Genomic DNA, 18268 nt, shown 5'->3' with positions numbered 1-18268 from the left:
GTTTGAAAGTTTTAAGAGGTTTTTCTGAAAAATTTATCCGCCATAGTGGCATTTTCGCTTTCGGTAATGCTTGCAAATACAAAACCACACACTACTTTTGGGTAAAAATATGTAGATTTTTGAGGCATTGTATAACCGCTTTCGCATACTTTTTTTACCTCTTCAATGCTTACGCCTTGTGTGATGAGAGCAATTTGGGCTTTTTGATGTTCAACTTTTTCCAAACACTCGTGAAAATTCCGAACAAAAGAAAGATACTTGCCTTGTTGTTGTTCTTCTTTGCTGATGCCCAAAACTTTGTAAAGCACAAAATAGTGTAAAATGGTTAAATCTAAACGTTTCACCACTTCGGGAAAATGCCAAGTCATTTGGTCTAAAACTTCGGCACGGAGGCGAATTTTGCAAGAAAGATTTTGTGTAACCAAGCCAAAAGTCCAAGTTTTGCCCGCAATCACTTCTTCCAAAGTTTCGGGTTCAATGACAGGCTTTATATCAAAATATTGGTGTAGTTTATCAATAAGGTTCTGTTCATTGAAATTAGGCAAATCTTGTACTAATCGGTGAGTAGGCAAGATTTTCAAATCATCACTTTCGGTATTGGTAAAATACATCAGGTGGTAGTTGTAGATTTCCTTGCCCGTGTGATGAGGATTTTTCTTACGCATTTCTTTGGCGTATTCCAAAGAACTCGTATAACGATGATGCCCATCGGCAAGGATAATTTTAGATTGAGCAATTACTTCCTGAAATTTGGCAATTATTCGGGCATCTTGAATGATGCTTAATACATCTCTAACCCCCTGATAATCTTCGGTTTCGTAGATAGGAGCGAGCATACTTTCGTCCATAAAAGGCTCAAGTTGGTGCAATGTATCAGTATAAAGTCCGTGAGTAGGAGCGATATTCATTTGAGTAGCTCGTAGTAGTTCTATGCGGTCATTGACAGAATGAGGGAGTATGTTTTCGTGTCTTAAAATCTGATTTTCATTCCATTCGTAAATGCGTACCATTGCAATAAAACCTTTACGGCAAAAAGTTTTATTGGAGTTGGGCAAAGAAAAATATTGGTAATACACGTATATGGCGGGCAATTCATCTTGGCGAAGTACACCTTCTTTTTTCCATTTTTCTTGTAAATCAGCGATTTCTTGATAACTCACCCCCATTGCAGGTACAGAAAGATGAATACTATTATACTCTTGGGCATACAGAGCTTTGATTTGCTTTTCAGAAACTACATCAAAAAGGGGAGAAGTGAGTTCATCAATAGGTAAATGAGGAGCATATCGCCAAGCCCTAAAAGGTATAATTTCAGCCATTTTGTAAGTTTTTGGGCAAAAATACAAAAAAGAAAAATGTATCCTCAAATATAAAGCAAAAAAGGAAGCATTTTCTTGAAAACGCTTCCTGTGATACTTAAATATTATAACTCAATTATGCTTATGGAATGTATCATTAAGCGAGTACGCTTTCGGGAAGTTCCATTTGATACATTTCTTTGATAGAGTTTTTGATGGCATCTATCATTGCGGTATCCAACATCATTCCTGCATTGGGGTTATTGGCTTCTGCCAGTCCCCATCCTTTGGCTTTGAAGAGGTCTAAATTTTTCATTACTATTCTTTGCCAAGCCATAGGTGTAATGTTGGCATCGCACCATTCTTTAATTTTGAGAGCATTCATTGTATTAAGCGGTTACAAGTTCGGGTAAAATTTCAGTCTGATACAATTCTTTTACAACTGCATCAATTACTTCAAAAGCCTTCTCTGAAAGTATAAGCGTTTCAGACGGATTCATCAGGGCATTTAGCTCAAAGCCCATTTCTTTGAGCGTAGGCAAAGCCTTCAAAATAATTCTTTGCCAAGCAAGTGGCGAAATTACTTCTTCGCTCCAAGATTTCAGTTTTAATGCAGACACTTTCATAGCAGTAGCATTTTTGAGATTTAACAAAAGACATTTCAAATGTAAAGGATTTATTTGTAAAAAGCAAGCCTTACTTGCTGATTTTTATCAATTTTCTCGGTGAAACTTGTAATTTTCTCGGCGAAATTTCAGAATTGAAAATAGATAAATGGCTGATTTTGCAAAGAGCGTACTTGGTAATAAAAAAATATTATCCACAAAGAAATAAGCGTAGCTTTTGCCCAATCGGGAGTTTGTGTGAATTTTTCTTGTAAAAAAAGTTTCCATTTTGGGGGCAAAAAGTACAGAAAATAAGCTAAAAACATCATACCGAGGACATTTTGGTATGCTACAACAATTTCCCAAATACTTTCCCAAGCAAATTGCTTGGTGATTTTGAATAGTATAATCTGAGCCACCTCAAAGGCAGAAATCACTTTGCCATTACCTACTTCAATAGGATTTGCTCTAAAAAATACCCAAGTCAAACAAACAAAATGAAATGTAAGAATTAGCGAAATAAAGTTCCAAAGTTTACTTTTTTTCAGGCTAAATTTTTCGGAAATAGGTATCCAAGATTTATGTACTCCCAAAGCCAAGCCGTGCATAGCTCCCCATACTATAAACCGCAGATCCGCTCCGTGCCAAAGCCCTCCCAAAAGCATTGTGAGCATCAGATTAGCATCGGTACTTAACGTGAGCCTTCGGTTACTGCTCCAAATAGCAGAAAGCCACATCAAAAACACAAATATAATGCTAAAAAAACTAATGAAGGCTTGTTGGGTGTAAAGAAAGCCCGCCCAAATTACTAAAATATGCAAACCCGCATATCCCCAAAAATCTTTGAACTTGCGAATCCAAAAAAGCCAAAAAATAGCACTCAAACCTCCAAAAAAAAGTGAGGCTGGCTCTAATCCGTCCAGAAGCAGTGCAATGGCTATCCCCACCCACAGCATAAGATAAGTAAAAAATGAAGCTCTACGATTACCACCCAAAGAGATATACAAATAATCACGAAGCCAAGAAGATAGCGAAATGTGCCAACGTCGCCAAAATTCTGTGATATTGATACTATGATAGGGTTTAAGAAAATTTAATGGCAAACGAAAACCCAAAAGTAAAGCCAATCCTATTGCAATATCGGTATAACCTGAAAAGTCAAAGTAAATTTGTATAGCAAAGCCATATACGCCTATCAGATGTTCAAAGCCTGAATAAGTGTAGGGGTTTTCAAAAGTTCGGCTCACCCAATTTACACTGATGTAATCGGCGAGGATTTTTTTGGTCATTCCTGCCAAAATAAGCCATAAAGCCTGACTAACCTCTTTCTTTTCTACCTCATAAGGATTTTGAATTTGGGGTAAAAATTCGGTAGCTCGTACTATGGGACCTGCTACAAGTTGAGGAAAAAAGCTCACAAAAAGTGCAAAATCTTGCAAATTTCGTGTGGCAGAAATTTTGCCTCTATACACGTCTATTGTATAGCTCAAAGTCTGAAACACGTAAAAAGAAATTCCTACGGGTAAAAATATCTGGCTAACATCAAAATTTGAGCCTGTAAGTGTGTTTGTGAGCTCAGCCAAATAATCTTTGGCAAGCCAATGTGTTCCCAAAAGCCTGTTCAAGAAATTAGTCAGCAAGTAGGCATACTTGTAATAGGCTAAAATCCCCAAATTGCAAATTACGCTCAAAAATAAAAAAGTTTTTTTAAGAAAGCGTTTTTGGGTTTTTTCAATCCAAATAGCGAAATAAAAATCTGTGATAGTGCTGAAAACAAGAAGCCAAAAGTAAAAACCACTAGATTTGTAGTAAAAGAAAAGACTAAATATGAGCAAAATAAAATTTCGCAGAGCAATCTTTTGGTAAGTGATAGAAAATAGCAGAAAAAGCAAGCCAAAAGCAATCCAAAAGCTTTCTTGTAGAAAGTCCCAAGGCGTGGCAGTATTGTAGGTGAAAAAGTTGAAAAAGTCTTGTAAATTCAAGAATATAAATTTTATTCAACAAAAGTAACAAAATAATCTTTGGCGTTCAAAATTGTTTTGGATTACATTTTTAGAGCTAATTTGATGACCTCTTCCACCGTAGCATTCCCGTCTTTAAGTTTGAGAATTGCTTCGACGTTTTTTTCGGCAATATTGCGAGCAAGCCCTAAAACGACAAGTGCCGTAACAGCTTCTTCCTTTACAGACCTGTAAAAAGGTACGGGTTGGGTGGTTTTTCCGCTTTCTGCCAAAAACTCTTTTTTCATTTTGTCTTTAAGCTCCAAAATAACTCTTTGAGCTGTTTTAGCCCCTATACCCTTAATTGCTTGTAGGGTTTTAATATCTTCATTGGCAATAGCTTGCTGAATTTCGGTAGGAGTTGCCGAAGAGAGCATTACCAAAGCAGTGTTGGCACCAATGCCTGAAATATTGATAAGTTCTAAAAATAATTTTTTTTCAGAAAGTTCTGCAAAGCCAAAAAGATTGTGAGCATTTTCTTGCACCTGCAAATGCGTATGTAAAAAGGCTTCTTTTTCTACTTCACCAAGTAGGCTGTAAGTATGTAAAGAAATTCTAATAAAATATCCCACGCCTGCGGTTTCAACAATGGCGTGAGTATGCTCTTTGTGTGTGAGTATTCCACGTACGTAAGCGAACATTGCTTTATAGTTTGGTTTAACAAGATAAAAAAACCAACGGAGGGCTAACTTTTTGCCAAATTCGGAACAACAAAATGTATCCTTGTCCCTTTACCAAGTTCTGACTCCAAAGAGATTTCACCGCCTAATTTGTTGATAGCTTCTTTCACGATGTACAAGCCTAAACCTGAGCCTGCCAGCATATCATTGGCTCGGTAGAACATATTGAATACCTTATCTAAGTGGTCTTTATGAATACCTATGCCGTTATCTTGTATAATTACTTTGGCTTGTTTGCGTGTAACTTCTACTTTTACATCAATGAAAGGCTCTTGCTGACGCATATTGGCATATTTGATAGCATTGGAAAGCAGATTATTGAAAACAATATTCAAACGGCTTTTATCGGAATAAAAGGGCATTTTTCCCTTGATTTCAATGAGTTTTGAAATACGTTTGGAGTTTTCCATATAGTTATATTGTTCAAAACAATTTTCAATAAGTTCTTGAAAGTTAATAAGTTCTGGTTGAATATCCAAACGAGCATTCCGAGAGTAGTCTAAAATATCTTTGATAAAGTTATCCAATCGGCGGATACTTTTTTCTTGCAAACCTAAATACTCTTGAATTTGGGACATATTGTCGGTCATACGGGCAAGTTGGATAAGCCCCAAAAGTGAAGAGATAGGGGCTCTTAAATCGTGAGAAACACTATACACAAATCTATCCAACTCCGAATTGGCTTTGCTTAGCTCCTCATTCGCCTGACGAATTTTTTCTTCTGCAATTTTTCTTTCGTGAATATCCAGTGTAATGCCCGAAACTCCTATCAATTCGCCATTTTCTTTGATAGCCTGTGCTTTGGTAAGAAACCATTTGTAACTATCTTGGTTTTTCTGATATTGGCGAAGTTCTAACTCGTAGTTATCAATTTCTCCTGCGACAATTTTATCAAAATGTTCGGCGAGTTTAGTTCTATCATCTGGGTGTATGAGGGTTTTAAGCTCCAGCCTGCCATTAGGGGCTTTGTCGGTATCGGGGTTCATTCCGAAGGAAATAAAAGTTTGTCTTGACCAAAAAATTTCGCCTGTTTTGGTATTGATATACCAAGACCCCATTTTGGCAAAAGTTTGAGCATCTTCCAGAACTTGGTTAGCTTTTTTGAGTTCGTTTTCTTTTTGGCGTACCAGTTCCAGAGTGTTTTTCAGGCGTTCCTCGCGTTTGGCAAGTTCTTCATTGAGGCGTTTTTCATTTTCAAGAGCTTGAATGATTTTCTCTTCGGCAAGGGTTTGTTGCGTTACATTATGAATAATGACCAAAACAGCATTGATAGTAGGTTCGCGAAGCAGATTTTTGGCTTTTATTTCCATCCAATGGGCAGAGCCATCTTTGAACACAATGCGAAAAGTGGTGCGAAATAGCTTTCGGCGTGTATTGATGACTTCAAAAAAGATTTTTTGAGCCAGTGAAGAATCGTAAGGATGAACTAAATCAAAAAAATTTTCGCCGTGTAGTTCATTACTCTGAAAGCCCCAACTTTTATGAGCCGCAGGCGAGGCATATAAAATGGTAGCGGCTTCATCTAGCAAAAGAACAGAGTCTTCTAAATTTTCTATGAGTAGCTGGAATTTCTTATTTTGGCTGTCCAATAGCTCCTCCACGAACTTATCCTGACTGCTAATATCCCGAAAAACTACACACACATAAGCCTCTCCATCGTTTTCGTCATAAAAAACTTCCGCTTTTACAGGGATGGTAGAGCCATCTTTTTGTTGAAAAAGCGAAATCATCTCGTAGGGTTCGGGGTTACGCTGTTTTATTTCAATCAGGAAACGCTTCCAAGCATTAGAACTTTTTTGTTGGATAAGGTCATTTTCAATTTCTGTAAATTTTTTGGTACGAATTTCTTCTAAATTGTTGTAACGCAAATATTTCAAAGCAGAGTTATTGGCTTGTAAAATACTGCCACTTTCAATATCAACAAATAAAACACCTTCGCTGATTTCTTGCAGTGCTTTTTGCAGTTTAGGAGCGATGTAGCTTCCTGTTTCCGAAATTTGCGGATATATTGCCCAAAGCCATTGTTTAGACTCTGTAAAGGGAATAATTTGCGTAAAAAAAGGCTTTTCAGAAACTTTGTAGCTCAAGTCGCCTGTCCAAGTTTTTGTGGGTAGGTTTTCTACCAAAGACTCATTTAAGCAATTTTTTAGAAAACTAAACTGCTTCAAGTGTTTGCTTGATAGTTGAAAAATTCGTTGAGCTACCGCATTGGCTTGCAAAAGAAATCCTTTTTCATCAATGATTATTCCTGCACAGGTATCGCCCAATATTGTAAGCATTTGTTCTGCATCAGAAAGCATAATAGCAAAGTTTGTTTATGTATTATGAAACAGGCGTTTAGTGTTTTTTGAAATATTTTTTCAAAATATGCCAAAAAAGCCTTTAATTTGGCACTAAAATACAAATTTTTTGAAAAACAATCGTAAAAATTCAATTATGGGACACGACCAAAAAGATTTGCACAAATTTTCGGTGGCAGGGGCGTTAGTTACGTTAGGAATTATTTTTGGCGATATTGGTACTTCACCGCTCTATGTGATGTCGGCGGTAATTAGTACGATTGAAAAAAACGGAGGAGTGGCTAACAAGGATTTCATCTTTGGTGCAGTTTCGGCAGTTTTCTGGACGCTTACGATGCAAACCACACTCAAATACGTAGTAATTACCTTACGAGCCGATAATAAAGGTGAAGGGGGTATTTTTTCGCTTTATACACTAGTACGCAGACGTGCAAAGTGGTTGGTAGTGGTAGCTATGATTGGCGGTTCTATGCTTCTTGCCGATGGGATTATCACACCGCCTATTTCAGTAGTTTCGGCGATTGAGGGTTTGAGGCAAATCAATCCTGATATAAAACAAACGCATATCTTGGTGCTTGCTACGCTGATAATCACGTTTATTTTCTTTTTGCAACGTTTCGGGACATCCTTTGTGGGCAAGAGCTTTGGACCTATTATGCTGGTGTGGTTCAGTATGCTGGGGATTTTAGGAATTTTTCAGATTGTACGTTATCCTGAAATCCTGAAAGCTATCAATCCGTACTACGCTTATCAAATGCTTACCCAAATGCCGAATGGTTTTTGGTTACTTGGAGCTGTTTTTCTCTGTACCACGGGGGCAGAGGCATTATATTCGGATTTGGGGCATTGTGGTAGAGGGAATGTGAGAGTGAGTTGGGGCTTTGTGAAGACAATGCTTTTGCTGAATTATTTTGGACAAGGAGCTTGGCTTATATCACTACCTAAAATCAAAAGTGGTATCAATCCTTTTTATGGCATAATGCCCGAATGGTTTGTGATTACAGGCGTAATTATTGCTACTTTGGCGGCAATTATTGCCAGTCAAGCCCTTATTTCAGGTTCATTCACGCTTGTCAGCGAGGCTATTCGGCTCAATCTTTTCCCCAAATTAAAAATTAATTATCCTTCCAAGTTCAAAGGGCAGTTGTACATACCCAGTGTCAATACCATACTTTATTTGGGTTGTACAGGGGTGGTATGGTTTTTCAAGGAGTCGGCGGCAATGGAAGCCGCCTATGGACTTGCAGTGACTACTACTATGCTGATGACAACCATTTTGCTTTTGTATTTTTTACAATTGAGGCGGGTACCTTTATGGGGGATAGTAATTTTTGTGCTGATTTACGCTTCTATTGAACTATCTTTTTGTTTTACAAACCTTATCAAATTTGCTCACGGAGGGTACGTTACATTTGTGATAGCTTCTGCAATTTTATTTGTAATGTGGGTGCGTAGCCAAGCTGTTGAAATTAAGCGAAGACTTACCGAATATGTAAAAATTACAGATTACTTGGAACAAATCAAAGAATTGAGTAAAGACATCAGCGTACCTAAATATGCTACGCATCTTGTTTTTTTAAGTACGATGCGAAGCGATGACAAAGTGGAACAGAAAATTATTTATTCCATTTTACAAAAACAGCCCAAACGTGCCGATATTTACTGGTTTGTGCATATTGAAGTAACCGACGAGCCTTATACAATGGAGTATAGAGCGAAAATTATTGCCGATAATGATTTAGTGAAAGTGGAATTTCGTTTAGGTTTCCGTGTAGAACAAAAAGTGAGTTTGTTTTTGCGATTAGTTATTCAGGATATGGTGCGAAATGGCGAAATAGATGTTCGCAGTCGTTATCATTCACTCAAAGGTAGAAATGTAATTGGTGATTTTCGCTTTGTTATTTTGGAAGAAGTGCTTTCTTCGGATAATGATTTGCCCTTTATGGAGCAATTTATTCTAAATACCGATATTGCCATAAAGAACTGGACTGCCTCTCCTGAAAAATGGTTTGGCTTGGATACCAGCCTTGTAACCATTGAAAAAGTGCCACTGGTAATTAACCCGATTCGTGATATAACGCTAACACGTGTGCAGTAAAAACAAAGCCTCTGTTTGTATCAGAGGCTTGATGTTTTCTATGCTGATTGTTTTACTTTATCCACTACTGCTTTGAAGGCTTCGGGGTGGTTCATTGCCAAATCAGCAAGTACTTTTCTGTTCATTGCTAAACCTGCCTTGTTGTACATACCCATAAAACGCGAGTAAGAAAGTCCGTATTGGCGAACTCCCGCATTGATACGAGCTATCCAAAGGCGGCGGAAATCTCTTTTACGTTGTTTTCTATCGCGGTAGGCATATTGCCAAGCTCTTTCTACGGCGTTTTTGGCAATTGTCCAAACGTTTTTACGTCTGCCAAAAAAACCTTTGGCAAACTTCATCATTTTTTTTCTTTTAGCACGAGAGGCTACTACATTAACTGAACGTGGCATAATTTTTTGTTGTTTTTTGATTTTTGGCGTTGCAAAAGCAAACTTTTAGCCAAAAAATCGGGTGAAACCATAGAACCAAATAAAATTTTGTGTGAATTAAAGATTCAAAAGTGCCTTCACACGGGGCATATCGGCATCTGAAACAAGGGTAAAATGCGACAAACGACGCTTCTGTTTGGTTTCTTTTTTGGTAAGAATGTGATTTTTGTAAGCGTGCTTGCGACGAACTTTACCAGTGCCTGTGATGCGAAAACGCTTTTTCGCACCCGAATTGGTCTTTACTTTGGGCATTTTCGTACAAGTTTAGTTGAACAGAAATTTTGAGGGGGCAAAGTTAGTAAAATTTTTTATTTTACCCAAAAATCTATGCAAGATTATTTTGGTAAAAGGTTGAGCATATTGGAAGTAGCTTGAGCAATGAGTGTGCCGTTGGGGTGTAGAATTTCTCCTTTCATCTGAATAATTTGTCTTCCCTTACGAATAGCAACAGCCTTAGCCACAATGGTATCGCCTTTTTGGGCTTTGCCGATAAAATCTACTGACAAATTGATAGAAACCGAAGGATAAGGCTTTTCCATTGCCGCTACCGTCATACCGATTACTTCGTCCAGAATGAGTGCTTGCACGCCTCCGTGAAGAAGCCCTAATGGGTTACACATATCTTCACGTACCAAAATGTGCATTTCAGCAGAACCTTCCTCTATGTGTTTAAGCGTTCCATTTATCCATTTGAGCACAGGCGGGGCAAAATCAGGAATAGGTTGATTGATAAAACTTTGGAGTGTCTGTAATATTGGGTTCATAGCCTTTGTATTTATTAACCTGCAAAGGTAGCAAAATATCACACTTTACAAAAATTTATTACAAAAATCATCTGTTTTTATTTGGATTTTTTCTAAATAACCTTTAACTTTGTTAAAATTTTTGTAAAAATGAAAAGCAAAGCCTCGTGGGTAGAGTTGTATCGCAATAAAAAAGGAGTTATTTATCAGTGCGAAAATACTCATAAATTTATTGTTGAGTTTGGCGGAACAACTACTTTTTTCACATTCCAGCAATTCAAAGATTTTGGACGAGTGATTGCTCAAATCAACCTAAATGTAATGCTGGAACGCATAGAAAGAGCTTTTGATGTAGAAATTATCTATTTACCCCAAAATGACCAAATCTATCAGTTAGAAGTTTGTGAAGTATATTATTTGAAAGATTTGCTTGCAGGGGCAAAGGCTTTTTTGGAACTCAATAGCCTCTTGCACGAACTTGCTATCAGTGCTTTTGAAACGGAAAATTGTTCTATTGCTTAAAAGATTAAGAATGAGCAAAAAATATGAATTACCTTCCCAAGTAGTTTGTATGTGTATGGGAAGTAAATGCCGAAAATATAACAAAGACTATTACAAAGACTTGAAAGATGCCTTGAAAAAGAGCCATTTGCATCATCAGGTAGAAATTTTGAAAACAGATTGTACAGGGCGATGCAAATTTGCTCCTGTGGTTTGCTTTCAGCCTCAAAATCGTTGGCTCATTGATTTTTCTGAAAAAGAGTGGCAAAAAAATATTCAAGATTTATTTGAAATTAAGCTATAAAAAGCAAAAAGAGCTTTGCAGAGAGAAAAAGCTCTTTTTGCTTATCAATTTTGAGAAAGGAAACTATCTCCTTTATTGAACATAGCAACGTCTTCTTGCGAAAGTTCATTGAATAGGAAAACGTAAAAGATTTTGCGTTCTACTTCCAATTTTCCTGCCACCATTTGCACCAAAGTTTGGTTTCCGAATTGGTCAATGATTTTTCCTGTGGTACGCTTGTTGAGAACCTTGTAATTGAGTTGGAACTTGCGGTCTTTGAGGTCAATGATATTTTTGTAATCGGCTTCTATGAGTACATCTACGGATTGCCCTTCTAATTGACTTCGTTTATAGCGAAACTTTCGCAAAATAAAGGTATTTACTTTCAGAATGGTAAATTTTTCGTCTGTGATAATAATACCATCATAGATTTTACCTAAAATCATTTGAAAAATAGCCGATTCTTCGGAAACATTGTTCAATTTGGCTTCAAATTCTTGCATCCAAGTATCGTACTCTTTTACACGTCTTTGCAATTCTAATTCTTTTTCTTCAATTTGCTTATTGAAATCTTGGGCTTCTGCAAGGAGTTTGAGGTTTTTCTCGTTGGCTTTTACAGCGGCAATATTGGTAGCAATACGGCGAGAAAGACGTTCAATGAAGTCAATGACGTATTGTTCATAGACTTGCATAGAGGCAAGTTCCAAAACACCTTCAATTTTTTCATCGGTTTTAATGGGTACAATCAGAATAGCCGTAGGTTTCAGAATTCCAGTACCCGATTTGATGAAAGTGTAATCTTCGGGAATATCAGTAATTAGTTTGGTATCTCCTTCACGCCAAGTTTCACCGATAAGTCCTTCACCAAAATTGATTCGTTTTTTGAGGTATTTTTGTCTATCATAAGCATAAGCGGCAGTAAGTTCTAAGTAGGGAGCTTCATCGCTACCGCTTACAATAAACAAACCTCCTTGTACGGAATTAGTACGTTTGGTGAGTTCGGTGATAATTTCATAAGATTGCTTAACGATATTGTCGTTGTTGTTTTTCAAAATTTCGCCGAACACTGCAAAACCTTCATTTTCCCAACTGCGTTGCTTTTCTTGACTGATAAATTCTTGGAGTTGTTCGTTGCGTTGTTCTGCTTCTTGAATACTGGTTCGCAATTTTTGAAGCATAATTTTGAAGTTTTTGGCAAGGTCGCCTACTTCGTCATCGGTGGTTATTCTGTCTAAAAACTCGTCTTGGCTACGCAAACCTTTTACAACAGATTTGGCAACTCTATCCAGTACAATAATAGGTTGTGAAATACTAAAAGAGAAATACACCGCAAAAAATCCGCCTGTAACAAGCATAATGATGAGAGCGGCAATTACAATGAGGCGAGCTCTGAAAATGAGCCCTTCAACATAGAATGAAATTACCTCAAAAAGCGATTGTACTTCGTTATTGATTTGTTCATAGATTTTGGCAAGTTCCCCACGCAACCCTTTTTTGCTATCAAAACCGATTTCTTGCTCTATTTCTACAATCAAATCAAACATTTTTTCATAGTCGGCGATATATTCCATAAAAGTCTCCTTGCGTTTATCATCAAGGGGGCTATCTACGATTTTACGTTTGAGTTTATCGGCAGTTTGGTGGAGTTTAGTTTTGTAATCTAAATCTTTACGCAAGAAAAAGTCTTTTTCGTGCCTTCGGAGTTGCAAAACAAGCTCCTTATCTACATCAACTTTTTCTAAGAAATGCACATAATCTCTCATTCTGCCCTCCATACCAAAACTTTTGAACCCTCTTTCTCTAATTCTTTTACGGAGCAATTCAAAAAGGCGATTGTATTTTTCACGAGCTTCGGTAAGGGCTTGAATTTTTTGGTTAAGATTAAACTCTTTGGTAGTAGGGTTTTCGTTGAGGCGGGCAAGTAGTTTTTTACTTTCTCTGATATTGGTTTCAATGAGCGTGATATTTTTACTTTTACCGCTTCCCATAAAAACCTCATCGCGAGCATCTACTACAATAAAATCTTTCTGCAAAACATCTATTTGAGCCATCAGGTGTCTTAATTCATTCAGATCGTCTTTGTAGGCTTGATAGCGATTGATACTTCCTTGATACAAAAAGGCAATCCCTCCAATTACCCCTGCCAGTGTGATAAGAAGTAAAAAGGAAAGTAAAATTTTTGTTTGAACCCTACGAAAAGATATTTTCATATACCTAATTTTTTAACTTCAAAACATAAAAGCCAAGCAACTTACTCTTCCTCTTCTAAACTAAACGAATACAAATTTTTATCCAATTGCAAAGAACCTTCTTGGTAGTTTTTGATAAAAGTTTCAATTTCAGTTTTATCAATTTTATCTCGGTTCAGGGCTACGGTCATCAGCACAAAAGCATCTTCAGCTTCGTAGTCTTCGTCATCATATTCAATAAACTCTTGTACTTTTAGCTCGCCTTCGGCTTCTAATTCTGCAATAATTTCGGCTTTATATTCCCAGATTTCTTCCCAACGTTTTTCAGAAAGTTGGCTTTCATAACCTTTGTAATCAGGAAATATTTTTTGAGCCTCTTCATCAGCTTTCTCTTCCAAAACTGCCATATAATGCAAATGCAAAGGCATAAGGGCTACATCAAACAAAACTTCTTTATCTTTATATTTGCCTATGAAAAAAAAGTAAGCAGTTTCCTCGTCTTGTTCTTCATTGGGGTTATATACCCAACGCAAATTATTTTCTTTCAAATACTTTTTGATGCTCAAAGCGTTGTTTGCGTCGAAATGAGTGTTGTGTTTCATTTTTCAAATGTAAGATTTTCAGAAGTAAAAACAAAGATTTTAGTCACAAAATTCAAAAAAAAATGCCTACGAAAGAAAAAATCGTAAGCACAAAATATAAAATTTAATGATCTATCTTTGTGAGTTGATAAACTCTTGTAGCTCTTCGCGAGTACTACTGAACGAAAATTCATTGGCTACCATAAAGTATTGACGGCGTTCTTCAATAGACGTGTATTCGTAGAGATATTTAGCGATTTCAAGGCGTTGCTCATCAAAATTAAAAAGTTTTACGATACCTCGTACTTGTTCTACCGAAAAGCAATTGAAATTGCGTGTGATATTTTTAGCTACTCTCATTCGGTTATCGGATATGTTTTCACGGCGAATGGATTGCACAATATTGGCATATTCGTTGTTACTTACCACGCAGGGCGTACCGGGCAAAGTGTTGTTAGGATTTCCTGTTTGATTTTGCTGTAAAAATGCTTCCCATTGCTGATAATTCACACGATTCTGAAAAACTTGTGAGGCGGTGAGCAAATTTCCGACATCATAAATGTTGGGATAAGAAAGACGCATTGCCTCTAAACGATTGTTTTCATTATTGAGCAAAGAAACCAGTCGCATCAGTTGAGAAACTGCCAAGCAATTGCTTTGTACAGCTTGCCGAACGGCATTAAAACGCATATTTTCATTCATAGCTCCGCGTACTCGCATAGCAAGGTTCTGAAACACACTCTCAGAGATAGGAGCAGAACAATTTTTAGTCCCCCAATAATTTTGATAGTCAGGGTAGTTGTAAAGTGGATAACCCGTAAAATCGGGGTTATTAGGATTAGTAGGATTTACAGGGTTTGTAGGATTGTTGGGATTTGTGGGATTATTAGGATAAATATTGATAGGCGTTCCCCCTTTGTTGATGAAATCATATAAAATCACTACCGAAGAAAATTTCGTAAAGCCGTCATACACTACGTAATAGTTTTCGGGGTCAAAGACGGTAGCATAAGCATTTTCGGCAAGAGCAAGGCGATTTTGTTCTTCACGAAACAAAGACATCAGCTCACGAATTTGCTCAGCAGAAAGGCAATTATCTTGCGAAAAGCGTACTGTCTCTTGTAATTTGCGGGCTTCATTGCCAATTGCACTTATTTGCTGTTTGCGTTGTTGAAACAGGCTATTTGCTAGCGGGCGAGAGCAACGATTTTGAGCTTGCAAAACAATCATAATGCTCAAAAAAGACATTAGAGTAAGTAAAAACTTTTTCATACAATTTTGGGGCTTAAGTTAGAAAACGATAAACAATCAGCGTGAGTAAAAGAATAACACGCTTATATTTCAAAGACAATTAGCTTGCCAAAGTGGTATTTTTTTGTGTAATTTTCTCAAAATCCTCACTCAAAGAAAACTCATCTTCACATTCTTTTGCATTGACTTTCAGAACTTTTGCAAGTGTAAGAAGTACCAAAGTACGAGAGGCGGTTTGAGGTGAAATCCCTGCTATTTTAGAAAATTGCTTTACGGTGATAATGGGGTGCGAAGCCAAATACTGCATTAGTTTGTGTTCTTTTTCGCCATAATGAAAGCGGTAATTTTTATTTTTTTTACGCTCTTTCAGGTAGCTACGCATTTCTTTGCTGGCTTGTATACTTTGTTCGCCCACGCGTACATATACTTTGCCTTTGTCTTCGCCCTTGATAATCTGGTGGGGTAGGCTTTCGCTTTTAGGAATATGAAACAATAAAACTTCGCGTTCGGAGTCTTCATCAAGAGGTAAGCGTTCTATTTGATAAGAAATTTCAGGAAAGCAGTATTCGGCAATGGCTTTTTTCAAGATGTACTCATCTTCTTCGGGGAATTTTGCACCGATAATTTGCCTATCATCACTTACGCCAATAATGAGCATACCTCCATCGGTATTGGCAAAGGCAACTACCTCACGAACAATTTTTTCGGGGTGTTTGGTTTTGAGTTTGAACTCTACGTTCAATCCTTCACCTTGCTTGACAATTTTGCGGAGTGTTGCTAAATCCGTTTGCATTTCCGCTGTATTTAGCTACCTGCAAATAAAACATTTTTTTCCGAAAAAACGTTATCAAAATCTAAAATTATTGTTGAATTACCTTGAAAAATGCTCAATTATTAGCAAGAATGATTATTTTTGCAACAAAACTTATTTATGAAACTGAAAGAAGAAAAAATAAAACAGATACAAAAACTTTGTGAGCAAAATAACGTAAAGTCTTTGTATGTGTTTGGTTCTGTTTTGAGAGAAGACTTCAATGATACTTCTGATATTGATTTTTTGATTGATTTTAGTGAAAACGACCCTTTCCGTTACACAGACCTTTATTTTTCTTTCAAACAAATGCTTGAAGAGATTGTACAACGAAAGATAGATTTATTGGAAGAAAGAGCCATTAGAAACCCACTTCTAAAAAATCATATTGATAGCAACAAGCAGAAACTCTACTAAAAAATAGTCAAGGATAATTATGGCAACTCACCTAAAAAATTTAAGCGAATATTCACCAGTAAATGTGGCAGATGTAAGCCACAAGCGTTTTGGGATAGTTGTAGCAGAGTGGAATAGCGAAGTTACAGAGGCACTTTTAAGCGGTGCTACCAAAACTTTACAAAATTATGGTGCAAAAACAGAAAACATCGTCATCAAAAGAGTAGCAGGAAGTTTTGAATTGCCATTGGCTTCGCAGTGGCTTGCTCAAAGAGCCGATATTGATGCTGTCATTGCGATTGGGTGCATTATACAAGGCGAAACAAGGCATTTTGATTTTATTGCTCAGGCTGTTGCCGAAGGCATTATGCAAGTGGGTTTGAAGCATAATAAGCCCGTTATTTTTGGAGTGCTTACGACCAACAATTTGGAGCAGGCTCTTGAAAGAGCAGGGGGCAAACACGGCAACAAAGGCGAAGAAGCCGCTATTACGGCAATCAAGATGATACATTTTTAAGGTTTTGACAAGTTATGGTTAAGAACATTTATCTCATTCGGCACGGAGAAACCGACTACAATCGCAAGGGAATGGTACAAGGCAGAGGAATTGATGCTGATTTGAACGATGTTGGTAGAAAACAAGCTCAAGCCTTTTTTCAAAAATATCAGCATCTGCCCATTGAAAAAATATATCATTCTACGCTCAAAAGAAGCTATCAAACGGTTTTACCTTTTATAGAAAAAGGCATAGCTTGTCTTGCACACGAAGGTTTAGATGAAATCAGTTGGGGCATACACGAAGGAAAACCTTTCAGCCAAGAAGCACATCAGGAATATCTGCATTACATACATCAGTGGCGTGCAGGTAATACGAATGTAGCAATTGCCGAAGCCGAAACCCCCGAAGAAGTTCGCCGAAGGCAAGAGGAATTTACTAAAATTTTGCTTGCAAGTCCTGAAAAGAATGTACTTATCTGCTCACACGGCAGAGCAATGCGTATTCTTTTAGCGTGGTGGCTGGGCTATCCGCTTTCGCAAATGGATATTTTTCAGCATTTCAATCTTTCGCTATATCATTTGCAACATACAGGCACAATGTTTCGGATTATCAGACACAATTGCCTTGAACATTTGAAAAACAAATCTTAATTTTATTTCATACTTTCACTAAAATTTCACAACTCCCATTGCGAAATAGCGGGAAAACTCTCGTAACAGGTCATATCAAAACGGCAGGGGACAATAGAAATATAGCCATTATCCAAAGCCCATACATCGGTATCTTGTCCGGGGTCTTCGTTGATAAAATCGCCTACAAGCCAATAGTATAGCCTGCCGTGAGGGTCTTTGCGTTCGTCAAAATTTTCTTGCCAACGAGCCCGAGCTTGTCTGCAAATTTTAATGCCTTTGATTTCGCCTTGCATAATTGCAGGAAAATTTACATTCAGGGCTACGTATTTGGGAATTCCATTCCGTAAGGCTTCGGAGGCGATACGCTTCACATACCCGCGTATGTGAGAAAAATCGGCATTGTGGGCATAATCGCAGAGCGAAAACCCTATGGCGGGAAGTCCTTCTATGGCGGCTTCTATTGCCGCCGACATCGTACCCGAATACAAAACATTCACCGAAATATTGCTACCGTGATTGATACCGCTTACTACCAAATCAGGTTTTCTATCTTTGAGAACGTGATGCTTGGCAAGTTTTACACAATCGGCGGGGGTTCCTGAACACTCGTAAGCCTCTACGCCCAAATCCTCAAAAACATCTGTTTTGTACAGGCGTAGGCTTTCATTTACCGTGATAGCGTGTCCCATTCCCGATTGGGGCTTATCAGGAGCTACCACCACTACTTCGCCCAGTTCAGACATTAGTTCTACCAGTGTTCTTATACCTTTTGAAGTAATGCCGTCGTCATTGGAAATCAAAATCAAAGGTTTGGTTTTCATTATTTTTTGAGTTGAAATATTACAATATGACCGCCAAGTTATGAATTAGTGGATATTGACGGCGTTTAATTTAACAAAATTAAGAAAGATTTCATCATTAAGAAAATCCTTATTGTTTTTTTGTGAGGTATAAAAAAAATACTTATAGC

Annotated in this window: 20 protein-coding genes; 6 read left to right on the top strand and 14 right to left on the bottom strand. The window is 37.4% G+C overall.

The genetic code is table 11. The features are described 5' to 3' along the window. Positions 1-11 precede the first annotated feature (11 nt). The 6 genes from Rain11_RS03310 to Rain11_RS03285 form a co-directional block, all read right to left on the bottom strand. Positions 12-1319: a DUF1015 domain-containing protein gene (locus Rain11_RS03310; protein ID WP_101357915.1), complete on the bottom strand. Its 1308-nt coding sequence runs from the start codon at positions 1317-1319 to the stop codon at positions 12-14. A gap of 136 nt (positions 1320-1455) precedes the next feature. Continuing rightward, positions 1456-1683, bottom strand: coding sequence for a hypothetical protein (locus Rain11_RS03305; protein WP_101357914.1), 228 nt, complete (start codon positions 1681-1683; stop codon positions 1456-1458). Between the two features lie 4 nt (positions 1684-1687). Beyond that, positions 1688-1924 (bottom strand): hypothetical protein, encoded by a 237-nt coding sequence (locus Rain11_RS03300; RefSeq protein ID WP_101357913.1) that lies wholly within the window; start codon positions 1922-1924, stop codon positions 1688-1690. A gap of 128 nt (positions 1925-2052) precedes the next feature. Then, entirely contained in the window at positions 2053-3885 is a 1833-nt protein-coding gene (locus tag Rain11_RS03295) for an MBOAT family O-acyltransferase (protein WP_133121484.1), read from the bottom strand. 62 nt (positions 3886-3947) lie between these two features. After that, a complete protein-coding gene (ruvA, locus tag Rain11_RS03290; protein ID WP_101357911.1) occupies positions 3948-4544 on the bottom strand; it encodes a Holliday junction branch migration protein RuvA in 597 nt (198 codons plus the stop codon). 44 nt (positions 4545-4588) lie between these two features. Beyond that, the gene (locus tag Rain11_RS03285) at positions 4589-6883 is read right to left on the bottom strand and encodes a PAS domain-containing sensor histidine kinase (protein ID WP_101357910.1); all 2295 of its coding nucleotides are present in this window, start codon (positions 6881-6883) and stop codon (positions 4589-4591) included. Between the two features lie 136 nt (positions 6884-7019). Between Rain11_RS03285 and Rain11_RS03280 the strand changes: the two genes are divergently transcribed. Beyond that, positions 7020-8981 carry a KUP/HAK/KT family potassium transporter gene (locus Rain11_RS03280; RefSeq protein WP_101357973.1) on the top strand — a complete coding sequence of 654 codons (1962 nt, stop codon included), beginning with the start codon at positions 7020-7022 and terminating at the stop codon, positions 8979-8981. 38 nt (positions 8982-9019) lie between these two features. Here the strand turns inward: Rain11_RS03280 and rplT are convergent, their stop codons facing one another. The 3 genes from rplT to Rain11_RS03265 all read right to left on the bottom strand — a co-directional run bounded on the left by rplT (position 9020) and on the right by Rain11_RS03265 (position 10176). Then, positions 9020-9373, bottom strand: coding sequence for a 50S ribosomal protein L20 (rplT, locus tag Rain11_RS03275; protein WP_101357909.1), 354 nt, complete (start codon positions 9371-9373; stop codon positions 9020-9022). Between the two features lie 96 nt (positions 9374-9469). After that, positions 9470-9664: a 50S ribosomal protein L35 gene (gene rpmI, locus Rain11_RS03270; RefSeq protein WP_101357908.1), complete on the bottom strand. Its 195-nt coding sequence runs from the start codon at positions 9662-9664 to the stop codon at positions 9470-9472. Positions 9665-9747: 83 nt separating this feature from the next. Further along, the gene (locus Rain11_RS03265; protein ID WP_101357907.1) at positions 9748-10176 is read right to left on the bottom strand and encodes a PaaI family thioesterase; all 429 of its coding nucleotides are present in this window, start codon (positions 10174-10176) and stop codon (positions 9748-9750) included. A 129-nt stretch (positions 10177-10305) separates the two neighbouring features. Between Rain11_RS03265 and Rain11_RS03260 the strand changes: the two genes are divergently transcribed. Continuing rightward, complete coding sequence (locus Rain11_RS03260) at positions 10306-10677, top strand: DUF6686 family protein (RefSeq protein WP_101357906.1); 372 nt, start codon at positions 10306-10308, stop codon at positions 10675-10677. A 10-nt stretch (positions 10678-10687) separates the two neighbouring features. Next, complete coding sequence (locus Rain11_RS03255; protein ID WP_101357905.1) at positions 10688-10960, top strand: (2Fe-2S) ferredoxin domain-containing protein; 273 nt, start codon at positions 10688-10690, stop codon at positions 10958-10960. Between the two features lie 44 nt (positions 10961-11004). Here Rain11_RS03255 and Rain11_RS03250 read toward each other — a convergent pair whose 3' ends face one another. The 4 genes from Rain11_RS03250 to Rain11_RS03235 form a co-directional block, all read right to left on the bottom strand. Beyond that, on the bottom strand, positions 11005-13149 hold the full coding sequence (locus Rain11_RS03250; RefSeq protein WP_101357904.1) for a GAF domain-containing protein: 2145 nt from the start codon (positions 13147-13149) through the stop codon (positions 11005-11007). Positions 13150-13190: 41 nt separating this feature from the next. Continuing rightward, positions 13191-13730, bottom strand: a complete 540-nt coding sequence (locus Rain11_RS03245; RefSeq protein WP_101357903.1) for a hypothetical protein — start codon at positions 13728-13730, stop codon at positions 13191-13193. Positions 13731-13841: 111 nt separating this feature from the next. Beyond that, a complete protein-coding gene (locus Rain11_RS03240) occupies positions 13842-14981 on the bottom strand; it encodes a DUF4476 domain-containing protein (RefSeq protein WP_101357902.1) in 1140 nt (379 codons plus the stop codon). 79 nt (positions 14982-15060) lie between these two features. Next, positions 15061-15753, bottom strand: a complete 693-nt coding sequence (locus Rain11_RS03235; RefSeq protein ID WP_101357901.1) for an ATP-binding protein — start codon at positions 15751-15753, stop codon at positions 15061-15063. A 138-nt stretch (positions 15754-15891) separates the two neighbouring features. Here Rain11_RS03235 and Rain11_RS03230 point away from each other — a divergent pair, with 138 nt between their 5' ends. The 3 genes from Rain11_RS03230 to Rain11_RS03220 are packed head-to-tail and all read left to right on the top strand — an operon-like array spanning position 15892 to position 17316. Then, on the top strand, positions 15892-16188 hold the full coding sequence (locus Rain11_RS03230) for a nucleotidyltransferase family protein (RefSeq protein WP_101357900.1): 297 nt from the start codon (positions 15892-15894) through the stop codon (positions 16186-16188). Between the two features lie 19 nt (positions 16189-16207). Then, positions 16208-16684, top strand: a complete 477-nt coding sequence (ribH, locus tag Rain11_RS03225) for a 6,7-dimethyl-8-ribityllumazine synthase (RefSeq protein ID WP_101357899.1) — start codon at positions 16208-16210, stop codon at positions 16682-16684. Positions 16685-16698: 14 nt separating this feature from the next. Then, the gene (locus tag Rain11_RS03220; protein WP_101357898.1) at positions 16699-17316 is read left to right on the top strand and encodes a histidine phosphatase family protein; all 618 of its coding nucleotides are present in this window, start codon (positions 16699-16701) and stop codon (positions 17314-17316) included. Positions 17317-17342: 26 nt separating this feature from the next. Here the strand turns inward: Rain11_RS03220 and surE are convergent, their stop codons facing one another. Further along, positions 17343-18119, bottom strand: a complete 777-nt coding sequence (gene surE, locus Rain11_RS03215) for a 5'/3'-nucleotidase SurE (protein ID WP_101357897.1) — start codon at positions 18117-18119, stop codon at positions 17343-17345. Positions 18120-18268 lie beyond the last annotated feature (149 nt).

The organism is Raineya orbicola (genome assembly GCF_002843425.1).
Taxonomy (GTDB): domain Bacteria; phylum Bacteroidota; class Bacteroidia; order Cytophagales; family Thermonemataceae; genus Raineya; species Raineya orbicola.
Note: the sequence above shows the minus strand (reverse complement) of the source record. Positions and strands in the feature narration are given on the sequence as shown.